Source organism: Streptomyces sp. CB01580, from assembly GCF_001905795.1.
Taxonomy (GTDB): Bacteria; Actinomycetota; Actinomycetes; order Streptomycetales; family Streptomycetaceae; genus Streptomyces.
On record NZ_LIXJ01000001.1, the window covers coordinates 439,079 to 452,861 of the forward strand.

Genomic DNA, 13,783 nt, shown 5'->3' on the forward strand with positions numbered 1-13,783 from the left:
CCGACGGGGGACGCCGCCGCGCGACGTTCCTCAGAGCGGCAGGAGGTCCGGCCGCTTCGCCTCGACGTGGTCGCCCGAGGACTCGCCGCGCAGTCGTCGGCCGATCCACGGCACCAGGTGCTCGCGCGCCCAGTGGATGTCGTCGCGGCGGACTTCGAGCGTGCCGCGCTGGGCCTGCGGGGGCCACGGCTGGTCGGGGTCGGCGGGCACCTCGATCCCGAGGACCTGGGCGGCGCGCAGCGCGACCCTGGTGTGTCCCTCGGGTGACAGGTGGAGCCGGTCGTCGTCCCAGGCCCGCCGGTCCTGGACGGAGCGCAGCGACCACAGGTCGAGGACGGGGCAGCCGTAGCGGTCGGCGATGGCCCGTACGTGGGCGGTGTACGTGGCGACCTTGCCGCGCAGATGGCGCAGTACGGGAACGCCCCGGGTGTCGAAACCGGTGGTGACCATGACGGTGCCGACCGAGTCGGTGAGCTCGGCGACCGCGCGCTCGAAGCGTTCGGCCACGTCGTCGGGGTCGGTGCCGGGCCTGATGATGTCGTTGCCGCCCGCGCAGAAGCTCACCAGGTCGGGTGCCAGCTCCTTGGCGCGCGGCACCTGTTCCTCGACGATCTGGTCGAGGAGGCGGCCGCGTACGGCGAGATTGGCGTACCGGAAGCCCGCGTGCGTGGGGCCTTCGGCGCTCGTGTCCCCGGCGGATTCCGGAAGCTGGTCCGCGAGAAGCACGGCGAACCGGTCCGCCCAGCCGACGTAGGTCCCGTCCGGGCCGGGGTCGCCGACCCCTTCCGTGAAGCTGTCGCCGATCGCCGCGTACGACCCGATGACGCCCTGTCGGTCGATGACGCCACGCTGATTATTTCTCGAATCGTCTGCCACGAACGCTTATCCTGCACCGACGAATGTGACCTACGCGACCGTAATAAGGGGTTGACGGGTGGTGAGATAGACCACCCGGTCAGGTTCGCCGTCGGGGGAATACAGGGCACGGAGGGGCGGCGCGCCGTGGCGCGCCGCCCCTCCGTGTCGTCCGGGCCGGACCCGGCCGCTCCGGTCGTCGGACCGTTCGGCTCGGGCGTGGTCGGCTTGGATCAGACGTAGATGCCGTGCGCCGCGAGGTAGGAGACCGGGTCGATGTCGGAGCCGTACGCCGGGCCGGTGCGGACCTCGAAGTGCAGGTGCGGTCCGGTGGAGTTGCCGGTGGAGCCGGAGAGGCCGATCTGCTGGCCGGTGCTCACGGACTGGCCCGCCGAGACGGAGATCGAGGACAGGTGCCCGTACTGCGAGTAGCGGCCGTCGGCGTGCTTGACAACGACCTGGTTGCCGTAGGCGCCGCCCCAGCCGGCGGTGACGACGGTGCCGGCGGTGATGGACTTCACGCTGGTGCCGGTGAAGACGGGGAAGTCGATTCCGCTGTGGCTGCCACTGGACCAGTTGGATCCGGAGGCCCGGTACCCGGTGGTGTGGTTGCCCGGGACCGGGTGGACGTAGCCGGAGGCGGTGCTCGTGGCGGCCGGGGCAGAGGTCTTCGCCTTCGCGGGGGCGGACGAGGCCGGGGCGGACTTCTGGACGAGCTTCGACGGCACCGCGAGGACCTTCGACGGAAGGACGGAGCCCGCGCCCGCGCCGGTGGGCGCGACGTCTGCCGACACCTCGCCGCCGAGCGCCAGCTCGGTGCCCGGGCGGATCAGGTCCGGGTCGGCGCCGATGGCCTCGCGGTTGTCCTGGTAGAGCTTCTGCCAGCCGCCCTCGACACCGTGCTCGGCGGCGATCTTCGACAGGTGGTCGCCGGGGACGACGGAGTACGTCGTGGCGGTGACCGGCTCCTGGGCGACCCGCTGGACCGGGACGGTGTGCGCGGCGGCCGGGGCGGCCGGCTGGGCGGCATGGGCGCCGGTGGCGCCGAGCAGCGGCAGGGCGATGACGGCGCCGCCGGTGCTCACGGCGGCGACACCGCGGGCGATCACACTGGACTTGGTACGACGGTGCTTACCCGAGATGGGCATGATGCGCTTCCTCTCCGGCGCCTGCGAGGTGAGCTGTCGGGTTCGGGCTGGAGATGCCCGGCCGCGGCGAGCGCGACTTCACCCCGAGCCGACCGGTCTTCGCCGGTCGGCGGCCTACCTGGTTCCCCCGCTCCTGCCACGCGTCGAGTGAGTTCGATATCCGGTCGGCGGCAGGATTGGGCGGTCCGTCCGGATTGACGGCGACCGTAGGCGAGCCGGAGACCGAGAACAAGCCGCCGATTCCGGAAAGGAATCCGCACCGAGAATTCGGCGCGGAATTCCGGTCACCCTCCGTGGATCCGGGATCTTGAATTTCCGCGCCGCGTACGGAATATCCGATCGGCCCGCCGGTACGCTCGGTCACGGATATGATTCCGCTCACGAGGAGGAACCCCCCGGCGGAATGAATTTGGGCACACGCCAACAAATACCCTCAATACGGACATTCAGCCGATGTCATGCACGACGGAGCCTCAGCACCCGCGCGTCGAGGTCCCCGCGCAACCCCGTCCGCAGCCCCTGATGGAGCAGCACCGAACCGTGGTGCACCTCCCCCGTGTCCCGGCACACGTAGGTCGCCGACGGGTCGAGCCCGCGCAGCCGCAGGGCCGGCGGCCGCTCCTCGTACCGCTGCCTGTCCAGCCACATCAGAACCACGCTCTCCTCCCCGCGGACGTACTGGACCGCGCCGAGGCCGCCGCGCGGGGAACGAAGCCGGTACTGCGCCCCGAGCTGCACCACCGGCCGGATCTCCTTGTAGAGATCCACCCAATTCCGCGCCTCGGCGAGTTCCGCCTCGCTCCATGCGGCGAGATCCCCGCCCACCCCGAGCACCCCGGCCATCGCGCTCACGAAGCGGAGTCGCAACGAGCTGACCCTGTCGTTGAACTGGACGTTCGGGCTGTCCGTGACCCACGCGGCCATCACCCGGGCCGGATGGATCTGACTGAACCCCTCCTGAATGGCGAAGCGGTCGAGTGGATCGGTGTTGTCCGAGGTCCACACCTGGTCCGTACGGGAGAGGATGCCCAGGTCGATCCGGCCGCCGCCGCCCGAGCAGGACTCGAAGGCCACCGAGGGGTGTGCCGCCCGCAGCCGGTCGATCAGCGCGTACAGACCGTCGACATGCTCGACCCAGAGTTTCCGCGGATAGTCCTCGCCCGGCCATCCCGCATCGGTGAAACTGCGATTGAAGTCCCATTTCACATAGTCGATCGGCGTATCGGAGAGCAGCGCGTCGAGTTGCTCCCACAGATACTCACGGACATCGCTCCGGGCGAGATTGAGAACCAGTTGGTGACGGAACTCCGTTCGCGTCCTTCCCGGGAAATTCTGCACCCAGTCGGGATGCGCGCGATAAAGATCACTGTCGGCATTGACCATTTCCGGTTCGACCCAGATCCCGAACTGCATGCCGAGCGCGTGCACTTCGTCGGCCAGGGGCTTCAGGCCGTCGGGAAAGCGATCCGGATTCGGCGTCCAGTCCCCCAGCCCGGCCCGGTCGCTGGTGCGCCGGCCGAACCACGCGTCGTCCACGACGAACAGTTCGACCCCCAGCGCCGCGGCACGCCCCGCCAGGACGCGCTGCTGCTCCTGCGTGACGTCGAATCCGGCCGCCTCCCAGGAGTTGTAGAGCACCGGACGCACCTTCCGGGCGTCCGGGACGACATGGGCCAGCTGCCAGGCGTGCCAGGCACGGCTCGCGCCCCCGAAGCCCGCGTCGCTCCACAGCCCGGCGAAGACCGGAGTCACGTACGACTCCCCCGGCGCGAGCAGTTGCAGTCCCGAGTCGTCGTGACCGGCGCCTCCGGCGATCTGCACGATTCCGTCGGGAAGTTGTTGCACGCCGATCCGCCACGACCCGGACCAGCCGAGCGCGCAGCCGTACACCTCGCCGCTCTCCTCCGTCGCCACGCCGTCCGCGTCGAGCGCGACCCACGGCAGATGCTGGTGGCCGGTGTGGCCGCGCCTGCTGGAGACGACGCTCTCGCCGTACGTCAGCTCCGTCCGCACCAGCCGCGATTCGGCCGCCCACCGGCCGTGCAGCCGGCTCATCCGCCAGCTGTCGCGGGCGGGCAGTGTCCAGACGGCCGCGTCGGCGCGCAGCAGTTCCAGCGGTGGGCCGTCGGTCCCGGCATGGGCGACGGTGGCCCAGCGCTCGATCACGTCGGAGTCGTCCCGCATCCGGTAGTGCAGGGTGAGGGCCAGCCGGTGGACCGGGTCGGTGAAGCCGACGCGGAGTTCGTCGCCGTCCACGGCGGCGTCGGCGAAGACCCACTCGGTGCCGCGGACCTCGGGGGTACGGACGGAGAGGGCGGGCCGCACGAATCGGGGACCGCCCTCGACCGGGTACTCCTCACGCCCGTCGAGCGGCGACTCGAACCCCCTGACCGGTGGTTCCGGCGCGGCGGCCAGGGCCTCGGCCGCGGCGAGCGGGATCCGTGGCCCCCAGTGCAGATGGAGCAGTTCGTCCCGTTCGGTGAGCCGCAGTGCGTAGCTGCTGCTCGCCCCGGAGAGCAGCCAGGTCCGGCCCGTGTCGCCCGTCTCGATCATGAAATCCCCACATTCGAACAGTTCCGCACATCATCGACCATCACCGAGCGACCGGGCAACGTCCAGTGACAGGGAATCGGATCGAATTCGCCTCGGAGGCACGGCGGTTGGCACGGGTCTCGACAGGGAGGAGGACGAAATGATTGCCTGAGGAACCGATGTCGTATCGTCGCAGGAGTGGCCTTGTCGGCGACTCGCACCGACGGCCGGACACCCCAGGAGTCACTGTGACGCAGCAGCTGCCGCAGATCCCGCCGACGGAACCCGAGCTGGCGGGTGTCCGCAACTTCCGTGACGTGGGCGGCCTGCCCACCGCGGACGGCCGGCGGGTGCGCTGTGGGCGGCTCTTCCGCAGCGGGCATCTCGCGCACGCCACCGCCGAGGACACGGCCTTCCTGGCCGGTCTGGGGCTGCACACCGTCTTCGACTTCCGCAACGCCGCCGACCGTCGGCTGGACGGGCTGGACGTGGAGCTGCCGGGCGTACGGAATCTCAGCATCCCGCTCTCCGACCCGGCGGACGGTGCAGAGTTCTGGCGGATGGTCCGCGACGGCGACCTGGACCAGCTGCGCTCCCTCCTCGCCGACGGGAAGGGGGCGGACCGGATGATCGCCTCGTACCGCTCGATCGTCCTGGAGCGCACCGCCGAGCACAGCCGGGTGCTGCACGCGCTGGCCGAGGACAGCGTTCCGGCGCTGATGCACTGCGCGGCGGGCAAGGACCGGGCCGGTCTGTCGATCGCCGTGTCACTGCTCGCGGTCGGTGTCGAACGCGACGCCATCGAGGCCGACTACCTGAAGTCCAACGACGCGCACCGCCGATACCGGATCCGCCGCGGCGACACCTCGGCGAACGGCGTGTCGGCCGAGGTGCTGGAACTGCTCAATCCGCTCTTCGGCGCGCACCGCGACTACCTCTCCGCGGCATTCACCACCATCGAGGAGACCTGGGGCGGCACGGAGCGCTATCTGGAGGAGGGGCTGGGGCTGTCCCCCGAGACCCGCGAGCGGCTGCGCGACCGGCTCCTCGAATCGGTCTGACGGCAGCCGCCCTTCGGTCGTGGTGGTCAGCCTTTGCCGGCCACCTCGAAGAGGATGTAGAGGAAGGCCGCGATGACGTGCCCGGCGATGAGGTAGGCGACCAGCCGGATCACGACGCCACGCGGGAACTTGCGCTCCTGGGCCTCGTATTTCTTGCTCGACCCCAGTGGGTCGAAGTTCTCTGAATCGGACATGGCGGTCCTCTCTGGTGACCGGCCGGGGGCCGGTCTCAGCGGCGGTGGATACCGTCGCCGAGGCACAGCTCGGCGGCGGGGCTCTGCAGCAGGGTGTGGACGAAGAGGAGCTCGGCGCCGTCACGGTCGAGGGCCGTGAGACGGTGCGGGGTGAGTGAGTCGTAGTGCGCGCTGTCGCCGGGGGCGAGGTCGTGCACGGTGTCCCCGAGCGTGACCCTCAGATGGCCTGTGAGCACGTACAGCCACTCCTCACCGGGATGCACCCGCACCAGGTCGCCCTGCGCGCCGTGCGGGACCCGGACCCGGAGCGCCTGCATCGCCCGACCGGGGCTGCCCGTCCGCCGGTACTGCCAGCCGTCGGCCTCGGCACCCTCGAACGCCCCGCCACGGATGATCGCCTCCCGTTCGGGGGGCCTCTCGCCGAGCAGCTCGGAAACCGTCGTACCGTAGATCCTGGCAAGACCGAGCAGCATCGGCAGCGACGGCTGCCGACGGCCCGTCTCGAGCCGGGAGAGATGGGCGGGCGACAGCCCGGCCCGCTGAGCGGCGGCCTCCAGGGTGAGACCGCGGCCACGGCGCAGGTCGCGCAGGCGAGGCGCGACCTCGGGCAGCTCGTCGGCCGCCGCTCCGTCCGGAGAGTTCATGTACCTATTGGGCCAAAAACTTTCCTCTCGGGCAAATTTCTTACCTCAGAGGCAAAGCGCTGGGCGCGACCATCCCCCGTCCGGACGAGCCGACCGCAGCCGGGGTCAGCGGTGAACGACGGCCTGCTTCACCAGGGTCCTGCCGAAGTCCCACATCAGCCCGCCGCCGCTGTGCGCCTCCTCCATGACGGCGGTGAACGCCGTGACGAACCGGTCGACCTCCGGCTCCCCGATCACCAGCGGCGGAATCAGCTTGATCACTTCCATGTGGTCGCCCGACACCTGGGTGAGGATGCGGTGCTTCCGGAGCAGGGGCACCACGACCATCTGTGCGAAGAGGCCCTTGCGGGCGGTCTGCAGCATCGTCCAGCGACCGCGCAGCTTCAGTGACGAGGGCCGTCCGAACTCGATGCCGATCATCAGCCCGCGCCCGCGCACCTCGTGCAGCAGTTCGTACCGGTCGATCAGCGCGGCCAGCCGCTCGCGCAGCAGGTCGCCGGTGCGGCGCGCACCCGCGACGACGTCCTCGTCCTCCATCACCGCGAGGACCGCGAGCCCGGCGGCCATCGCCTGCGCGTTGGAGCCGAAACTCGCGGAATGCACCAGGACCCGGTCCATCGAGGAGTAGACCTTCCTGAAGATCCAGTCTTTGCCGAGCGTCGCCCCGACCGGCACATAGCCCCCGGAGAGGGCCTTGGCGACACAGACCAGATCGGGTTCGACGCCCTCCTCGTGCTGGTACGCGTAGAAGTCGCCGGTCCTGCCGAGTCCGGTCTGCACCTCATCGGCGATGAGCAGCGCCCCGTGCCGGTGCAGCAGTTCCTGCGCGGCCCGCAGGTAGCCGGGCGGCGCGGCGTGCACGCCCTTGCCCTGGATCGGCTCGACGACCAGCGCTGCGACGTCCCCGCGCCGCAGCTCGCGGCCCAGCGCGTCGAGATCGCCGAGCGGGAGGGCGGTGTCCGGCAGCAGCGGCGCGAAGCCGTCCCGGAAGCCGCTCTCCCCGTTGACCGACAGCGAGCCGGCCGTCAGCCCGTGGAACGCGTGCGCGCAGTAGAGGACCCTGGGCCTGCCGGTGGCGTACCGGGCGAACTTCAGGGCGGTCTCCACGGCCTCCGTACCGCTGTTACCGAAGAAGACCCGGTCCAGGTGCGGGCTGTGCGCCAGCAGCCGCTCGGCCAGCAGGCCGGGCAGCGGCTGGCAGTCGAAGCGGGTGAGGTCGGCGAGCGAGGCGTCGAGGACGTCGTGCAGCGCCTTGCGCACGACGGGGTGGTGGCGGCCGAGGCCCATCACCCCGAAGCCGGCGAGCATGTCGAGGTAGTCGTTGCCGTCCGCGTCCCAGAAGTACGCGCCCTCGGCCCGTTCGTAGACCTGGTCGAAGCCGATGGTGCGCAGCATGCGGGGCAGCTGGTGATTGAGGTGCTTCGCGTGCAGCTCGTAGCGCTCTGCGCCGCGCTCGGCGAGGAGCCTCGCCAGGTCGAAGCCCTTGGATCCGTCGGCCTTCATTCCGTGCCCCTCTCGGTCCGTCCGGCCGTTCCCCGGGTGGCCAGGGCGGCGCTGATCCGTCCGGCGATCTCGACCGGCGTGAGCCCGATGTCCGCCAGCACCTCGGCGCGTTTGCCGTGGGCGAGGAACCGCTCGGGGATGCCGAACGTCCGCATCGGTACGTCGACCCCGGCCTCCCGCAGCGCCCGGCCGACCGCCCAGCCCACGCCCCCCGCCCGGCTGTTGTCCTCGACGACGGCGACCAGCCGGTGCCGTTCGGCGAGCGGCGCGAGATGCGCGTCGACGGGTTTGACCCAGCGCGGGTCGACGACGGTGCAGCGGATGCCGCGCCCGGCCAGCAGGCCGGCGGCGCCCAGACACACCGGGGCGAGCACCCCGACGGCCACCAGCAGGACGTCGGGGTCGTCCGCCCGGTGCAGGACGTCCATGCCCCCGATCCGGCCGACGGCCCCGATCCGCTCCCCCACCGGCTCCTTGGGGAACCGGATCACGGTGGGCGCGTCATCGATGTCGACGGCCTCGCGGAGCTGGGCGCGCAGTTCGTCCGGGTCGCGCGGGGCGGCGATCCGCAGTCCGGGGACGACCTGGAGCACGGACATGTCCCACACCCCGTTGTGCGACGGTCCGTCGGGGCCGGTGACCCCGGCCCGGTCGAGGACGAACGTCACCCCGCATTGGTGCAGTGCCACGTCCATGAGCACCTGATCGAAGGCCCGGTTGAGGAAGGTGGCGTAGACGGCGACGACCGGGTGGAGTCCGCCGGTGGCCAGGCCCGCCGCGCAGACCGCGGCGTGCTGCTCGGCGATCCCGACGTCCCAGACCCGGTCGGGGAACGCCTGCGCGAACTTCGTCAGGCCGACAGGGTGCAGCATCGCCGCGGTGAGGGCCACGACGTCCGGCCGCCGCGCCCCGATCGCGGCGATCTCGTCCCCGAACACCGAGGTCCAGGACGGCGCTTCGGCCGGTACGAGCGGGGCGCAGGTCAGCGGGTCCATGGCACCCACGGTGTGGAAGCGGTCGTACTCGTCGAGCAGCGCGGGCGGGTAGCCGCGGCCCTTCTCGGTGATGCAGTGCACCAGCACCGGTCCGTGGAAGCGCTTCGCCCGGTGCAGGGCGGATTCGACCGCCGCGATGTCGTGGCCGTCGACCGGCCCGACGTACTTGAGGCCGAGGTCCTCGAACATGCCCTGCGGGGCGAACGCGTCCTTGAACCCCTTCTTGGCGCCGTGCAGCGACTCGTACAGCGGCTGCCCGATGACGGGGGTCTGCTGGAGGACCTCCTTGCCCCAGGCGAGGAAGCGCTCGTAGCCGTCGGTGGTGCGGAGGGTGGCGAGGTGGTCGGCGAGGCCACCGATCGTCCGGGCGTAGGAGCGCTCGTTGTCGTTGACGACGACGATCAGCGGCCGGTCCCGCGCCGCCGCGATGTTGTTGAGCGCCTCCCAGGCCATGCCGCCGGTGAGGGCGCCGTCGCCGATGACGGCCACGACGTGGTCGCCCCGGCCGCGCACCTCGTCGGCCTTGGCGAGGCCGTCGGCCCAGCCGAGCACGGTCGAGGCGTGCGAGTTCTCGATGACGTCGTGTGCGGACTCCTCGCGGGACGGATAGCCGGACAGACCTTCCTTGCCACGGAGTTCGGAGAAGTCCTGGCGTCCGGTGAGCAGTTTGTGCACGTAGCTCTGGTGACCGGTGTCCCACAGGATGCGGTCGGCGGGCGAGTCGAAGGCCCGGTGCAGGGCGATGGTGAGCTCCAGCACGCCCAGGTTGGGCCCCAGGTGGCCGCCGGTCCTCGCCACCGCCCGGATGAGGAACTCCCTGATTTCCTTGGCGAGTTCACCGAGTTGCGCCTCGCTCAGCGCCTCGAGGTCGCGCGGTCCCCGGATCCTCTCCAGAATCGTCACGCCCGGGCCCCCTCTCTGATTCCGTTCGGCTCACGCCGACGGGGACGACCGTGGTGGTGTCCCCGTGCCGTCCCTGCCTGTCCGCTCCCCGGCCGCGACCGCGGCCGGCCGTACGCGCCGCGGCCGTCGACCGCGCGGGCGCGTACTCGTCCGCCGCGGCCCGCACGCCCCGCGGAGCCGGGCGGGCCGCCCGCACGCCCGGCTCCATCGCGGTCGCGGTGTCACCGGCTCCCGGCGACGGTCTCGCGCGCGGCGCGCAGGGACTCCTTCAGCGATCCCATGGTGGCGAGGACGGCGGTCGGCTCGTAGCCGCAGTGCGCCATGCAGTTGGCACAGCGCGGGTCCTTGCCGCGGCCGTACTTGTCCCAGTCCGTCTTCTCGATGAGTTCGCGGTACGTGGGGACGTATCCGTCGCTCATCAGGTAGCAGGGGCGCTGCCAGCCGAACAGCGAGTAGTTCGGAATCGCCCATGCGGTGCAGGGGAAGTCCGCCTTGCCCTCCAGGAAGTCCAGGAAGAGGGGCGAGTGGTTGAGCCGCCAGCGCGAGCGGTTGCCGCCCGCGAAGGACTTCTTGAAGAGTTCGCGGGTCTGCTCGACGCCGAGGAAGTGCTCCTGGTCGGGCGCCTTCTCGTAGGCGTAGGCGGGCGAGATCATCATCTCGTCGACCTTCAGGTCGTCGTTGAGGTAGTTGAGGACCTCGATGACGGTCTGCGGGGTGTCGGTGTTGAAGAAGGTGGAGTTCGTGGTGACCCGGAAGCCGCGCCGCTTGGCCTCCTTTATGGCCGCCACCGCCTCGTCGAAGACGCCTTCCTTGGCGACCGATTCGTCATGGCGCTCGCGCAGTCCGTCGATGTGCACGGCGAAGGCGAAGAACGGGGAGGGCGAGAACTTGTCGATCTTCTTCCGCAGCAGCATGGCGTTGGTGCAGAGGAACACGTACTTCTTGCGTGCCACCAGCTGCCGGACGATCTCGTCGATCTGCGGATGCATCAGCGGCTCGCCGCCCGCGATGGAGACCATCGGAGCGCCCGATTCGAGCACGGCGCCCACGGCCTGGGCGACCGGCATGCGCTGCTTGAGCACTCCCGCCGGATGCTGGATCTTCCCGCAGCCCTCGCACGCGAGGTTGCAGGCGAACAGGGGCTCCAGTTCCACGATGAGCGGGAACTTGTCCCGCTTGCGGAGCTTCTGTTCCATGAGATACGTCGCAACCTTGATGGACTGACGGAGCGGCATGGCCATCTGGCTCACCTCCTGGGGAGCGGCAAAGATCGGTGCCATTCATAAAAAGCAGGCAGGACGGCACGGAGTACGCAGAAAGCCGATATTCCACCGCGTATCGTGCCGATACGGACGAGCTCATGCTCCGGGGCGTCGACGACCACCCGTACGGCCGCAACGGGGCGCGGCCCGGACCGCAGTGCGGCGCCGAGGGTGGCGGCGGACTCCATGTCCACCGCGATCGCTCCGGTGGCCCGCAGCTCGGCCCGCTCGTGTCCGCGTACGACATGGGCGGAGCCGGTCAGCGGACCGGTGTGGACGGTGCGCCCGGGTACCGCCCGGGCGAGGGCCTCGACGAGCAGCCCCGAGCCGGTGCAGACGGTCGGGTCTCCGGTGCCCCGGGTCTCGTCGGCGACCACCAGGTCCCCGGGGTGCATGCCGGGTGACAGTCCGGCGCAGAACCCGGCGGCGAGGACGGCCGTACCGGGCGCCCGGCCCGTACCGAGCGCCCTGGTCACGGCCGCGTCGGCGGCCCTGGGCCCCATGCCCGTGCGAAGGACGGACACCGGCCCCGGCGCCCCGCCGGCCCTGCCCCTGCCGCTGCGCAGCGCGAACCGCTCGATGCCGAGCGCGCAGGCGATCAGCAGCGGCGCCGTGGGACCGGCCGACCGGGGGCCGTCGCCCATCAGGCCCCCTTGAGGCCGGCCGCGCGGTCGGCGAACGGTTCGCCGTGCACGTACCGCCCGAGCGCGGTCAGCGGGAAGACCTGACGGTAGAGGTGGTAGTTGATGGAGAAGTCCCACGGGAACCCGGTGCCGGTGAAGTACGGCTCGTCCCAGGAGCCGTCGGCCCGCTGCGCACCGGTGAGCCAGGAGACGCCCCGCCGTACGGCCTCGGTGTCCCGCTGTCCCGCGGCGAGCAGGGCGAGCAGGGCCCACGCGGTCTGGGAGGCGGTGGAGGCGCCGTGGCCGATCCACTTCTCCTCGCGGTACGAGCGCAGGTCCTCGCCCCAGCCGCCGTCGTCGTTCTGCACGGACTCAAGCCAGGCGACGGCCCGGCGGATCGCCGGATGGGCGGCGGGCAGTCCGGCGGCCACCAGCGCGGGCACCACCGACCCCGTGCCGTACACGTAGTTGACGCCCCAGCGGCCGAACCAGCCGCCGTTCGCCTCCTGTTGGGCGAGCAGCCACTGGATGCCGCGCCGGGCGGCGGGCCGGCCGGCCTGGCCCTCGACGGCGAGCATCTCCACCACGTGTCCGGTGACGTCGGCGGACGGCGGGTCGATGACCTCGCCGAAGTCGCAGAAGGGCAGCCGGTTGGGGAACGGGCTGGTGTTGTCCGCGTCGAACGCCCCCCATGCCCCGTCGCGGGACTGCATGCCGAGGTTCCAGCGCACCCCGCGCGCGATGGCGTCCTCGACGCGCGAGGGGTCGGGGTGGCGGACCCGGCGCAGCGCGAGGACCACTTCGGCGGTGTCGTCGATGTCCGGGTAGTTGTCGTTGTGGAACTCGAACGCCCAGCCGCCCGGCGCGAGCCGGGGACGGCGTACGGCCCAGTCGCCGGGCCGGTCGATCTGTTCGCCGAGCATCCAGTCCGCGGCCTTCACGAGCGCCGGGTGGTCGGGGCGGACCCCGGCGTCGGCCAGCGCGATGGTGGCGAGGCAGGTGTCCCAGACCGGGGACTGGCACGCCTCGATCATCCGCGCGCCGTCCTCGCGCCAGACGGCGAAGCGGTCGAGGGAGGCCAGACCGGCGCGCATCACCGGGTGGTCCAGGTCGTAGCCGAGCAGGTGCAGGGCGATGACGGAGTAGACGGCGGGAGGCTGGATGCCGCCCCAGCAGCCGTCGTTCTCCTGGCGTTCGACGATCCAGCGCGCCGCGTTGTTCATGGCGGCCCGGCGCAGCTTGCGCGGTGCGATCCGGTGGTATAAGCGCAGCGCCTTGTCGAGGCGCTGGAAGAGGCCGTCCCAGCTGGCCGCGGAGGCGGTGCGTCGGGGCGGGTTCGGGCTGTCCGGGTCGGTGTGGAGTTCGTCGAGCGGGAAGGGCGCGGGGCGTACCGGCCGCTTCGCCGAGACGATGGTGAGGGGCACGATGGTCTGGCGGGCCCAGCAGCCGAATTCGTAGATGTTGAGCGGGACCCACGTGGGGAAGAACATCAGCTCGGGCGGGAGCTGGGGAAGATCCTCCCACTTCCACCAGCCGAAGAGGGCGAGCCAGATGCGGGTGAAGACGCGGCTCTCGGCGATGCCGCCCTGTTCCCTGACCCAGCGTGCGGCGCGGGCCATGTGCGGTGCGTCGGGGGCGTCCCCGGCCAGCCGCAGGGCCACGTACGCCTCGATCGTGGCGGAGAGGTCCGCGGGGCCGCCGTGGAAGGTGGCCCACGTGCCGTCGCCGAGTTGTTCGCCGCGGATGAAGCGGGCGGCCGCCCGGACGACGGACGGTTCCTGGATGCCGAGGAATTGGCGGAGCAGCAGGTCCTCTGCGTCCATGGTGACGTTGGTGGCGAGGTCGCCCTTCCACCAGCCCTGCTGGTCCTGTCTGCCGAGAAGGTGCTCCACCGAGCGTTCCGCGGCGCGCCGCGCGGCTTCGAGCACGTCTTCCGCGGCGATGGTCGTATCGGTCGGATTGGTGGCCGTGGCCGCGCGAGGGTTCATGGCCCCTGCGCTTCCGTCGGTCGTCGCTGTCATGGCTTCCCCTTCGTGCAGTCTTGTCCTCTGCTGTGCTGGGGT

The 13,783-nt window shown here is 71.0% G+C and carries 11 protein-coding genes and 1 riboswitch; of the genes, 1 reads left to right on the forward strand and 10 read right to left on the reverse strand.

Annotated elements, in window-relative coordinates; translation table 11 throughout:
* Positions 1 to 30: 30 nt before the first annotated feature.
* From AMK22_RS01650 to AMK22_RS01660, 3 genes are all read right to left on the reverse strand, one after another.
* Positions 31 to 876: an SGNH/GDSL hydrolase family protein gene (locus AMK22_RS01650; protein WP_073781354.1), complete on the reverse strand. Its 846-nt coding sequence runs from the start codon at positions 874 to 876 to the stop codon at positions 31 to 33.
* A gap of 212 nt (positions 877 to 1,088) precedes the next feature.
* Complete coding sequence (locus tag AMK22_RS01655) at positions 1,089 to 2,003, reverse strand: M23 family metallopeptidase (RefSeq protein ID WP_073781355.1); 915 nt, start codon at positions 2,001 to 2,003, stop codon at positions 1,089 to 1,091.
* Positions 2,004 to 2,008: 5 nt separating this feature from the next.
* Positions 2,009 to 2,163: riboswitch (cyclic di-AMP (ydaO/yuaA leader) on the reverse strand.
* 296 nt (positions 2,164 to 2,459) lie between these two features.
* Complete coding sequence (locus AMK22_RS01660) at positions 2,460 to 4,556, reverse strand: alpha-galactosidase (RefSeq protein WP_073781356.1); 2,097 nt, start codon at positions 4,554 to 4,556, stop codon at positions 2,460 to 2,462.
* Between the two features lie 227 nt (positions 4,557 to 4,783).
* On the opposite strand from AMK22_RS01660, the gene AMK22_RS01665 reads away from it, so the two are divergent.
* Positions 4,784 to 5,596, forward strand: coding sequence for a tyrosine-protein phosphatase (locus AMK22_RS01665; protein ID WP_073781357.1), 813 nt, complete (start codon positions 4,784 to 4,786; stop codon positions 5,594 to 5,596).
* Between the two features lie 26 nt (positions 5,597 to 5,622).
* Here AMK22_RS01665 and AMK22_RS39900 read toward each other — a convergent pair whose 3' ends face one another.
* From AMK22_RS39900 to shc, 7 genes are all read right to left on the reverse strand, one after another.
* Positions 5,623 to 5,790 (reverse strand): DUF6126 family protein, encoded by a 168-nt coding sequence (locus tag AMK22_RS39900; protein WP_199883092.1) that lies wholly within the window; start codon positions 5,788 to 5,790, stop codon positions 5,623 to 5,625.
* 35 nt (positions 5,791 to 5,825) lie between these two features.
* A complete protein-coding gene (locus AMK22_RS01670) occupies positions 5,826 to 6,434 on the reverse strand; it encodes a helix-turn-helix domain-containing protein (protein ID WP_073781358.1) in 609 nt (202 codons plus the stop codon).
* A 105-nt stretch (positions 6,435 to 6,539) separates the two neighbouring features.
* Positions 6,540 to 7,937, reverse strand: a complete 1,398-nt coding sequence (locus tag AMK22_RS01675; RefSeq protein ID WP_073781359.1) for an aspartate aminotransferase family protein — start codon at positions 7,935 to 7,937, stop codon at positions 6,540 to 6,542.
* The gene (dxs, locus tag AMK22_RS01680; RefSeq protein WP_073781360.1) at positions 7,934 to 9,835 is read right to left on the reverse strand and encodes a 1-deoxy-D-xylulose-5-phosphate synthase; all 1,902 of its coding nucleotides are present in this window, start codon (positions 9,833 to 9,835) and stop codon (positions 7,934 to 7,936) included. The genes AMK22_RS01675 and dxs overlap by 4 nt, the downstream gene beginning before the upstream one ends.
* A gap of 221 nt (positions 9,836 to 10,056) precedes the next feature.
* Positions 10,057 to 11,076: an adenosyl-hopene transferase HpnH gene (gene hpnH, locus AMK22_RS01685; RefSeq protein ID WP_073781361.1), complete on the reverse strand. Its 1,020-nt coding sequence runs from the start codon at positions 11,074 to 11,076 to the stop codon at positions 10,057 to 10,059.
* Between the two features lie 5 nt (positions 11,077 to 11,081).
* Positions 11,082 to 11,741 (reverse strand): phosphorylase family protein, encoded by a 660-nt coding sequence (locus AMK22_RS01690; RefSeq protein ID WP_073781362.1) that lies wholly within the window; start codon positions 11,739 to 11,741, stop codon positions 11,082 to 11,084.
* Positions 11,741 to 13,741: a squalene--hopene cyclase gene (gene shc, locus AMK22_RS01695; RefSeq protein ID WP_073781363.1), complete on the reverse strand. Its 2,001-nt coding sequence runs from the start codon at positions 13,739 to 13,741 to the stop codon at positions 11,741 to 11,743. The genes AMK22_RS01690 and shc overlap by 1 nt, the downstream gene beginning before the upstream one ends.
* Positions 13,742 to 13,783 lie beyond the last annotated feature (42 nt).

Coding starts and splice junctions, on each gene's coding strand:
- AMK22_RS01655 (WP_073781355.1), bottom strand. CDS start 2,003: ATGCCCATCTCGGGTAAGCACCGTCGTACCAAGTCCAGTGTGATCGCC.
- AMK22_RS01660 (WP_073781356.1), bottom strand. CDS start 4,556: ATGATCGAGACGGGCGACACGGGCCGGACCTGGCTGCTCTCCGGGGCG.
- AMK22_RS39900 (WP_199883092.1), bottom strand. CDS start 5,790: ATGTCCGATTCAGAGAACTTCGACCCACTGGGGTCGAGCAAGAAATAC.
- AMK22_RS01670 (WP_073781358.1), bottom strand. CDS start 6,434: ATGAACTCTCCGGACGGAGCGGCGGCCGACGAGCTGCCCGAGGTCGCG.
- AMK22_RS01675 (WP_073781359.1), bottom strand. CDS start 7,937: ATGAAGGCCGACGGATCCAAGGGCTTCGACCTGGCGAGGCTCCTCGCC.
- hpnH (WP_073781361.1), bottom strand. CDS start 11,076: ATGGCCATGCCGCTCCGTCAGTCCATCAAGGTTGCGACGTATCTCATG.
- AMK22_RS01690 (WP_073781362.1), bottom strand. CDS start 11,741: ATGGGCGACGGCCCCCGGTCGGCCGGTCCCACGGCGCCGCTGCTGATC.
- shc (WP_073781363.1), bottom strand. CDS start 13,741: ATGACAGCGACGACCGACGGAAGCGCAGGGGCCATGAACCCTCGCGCG.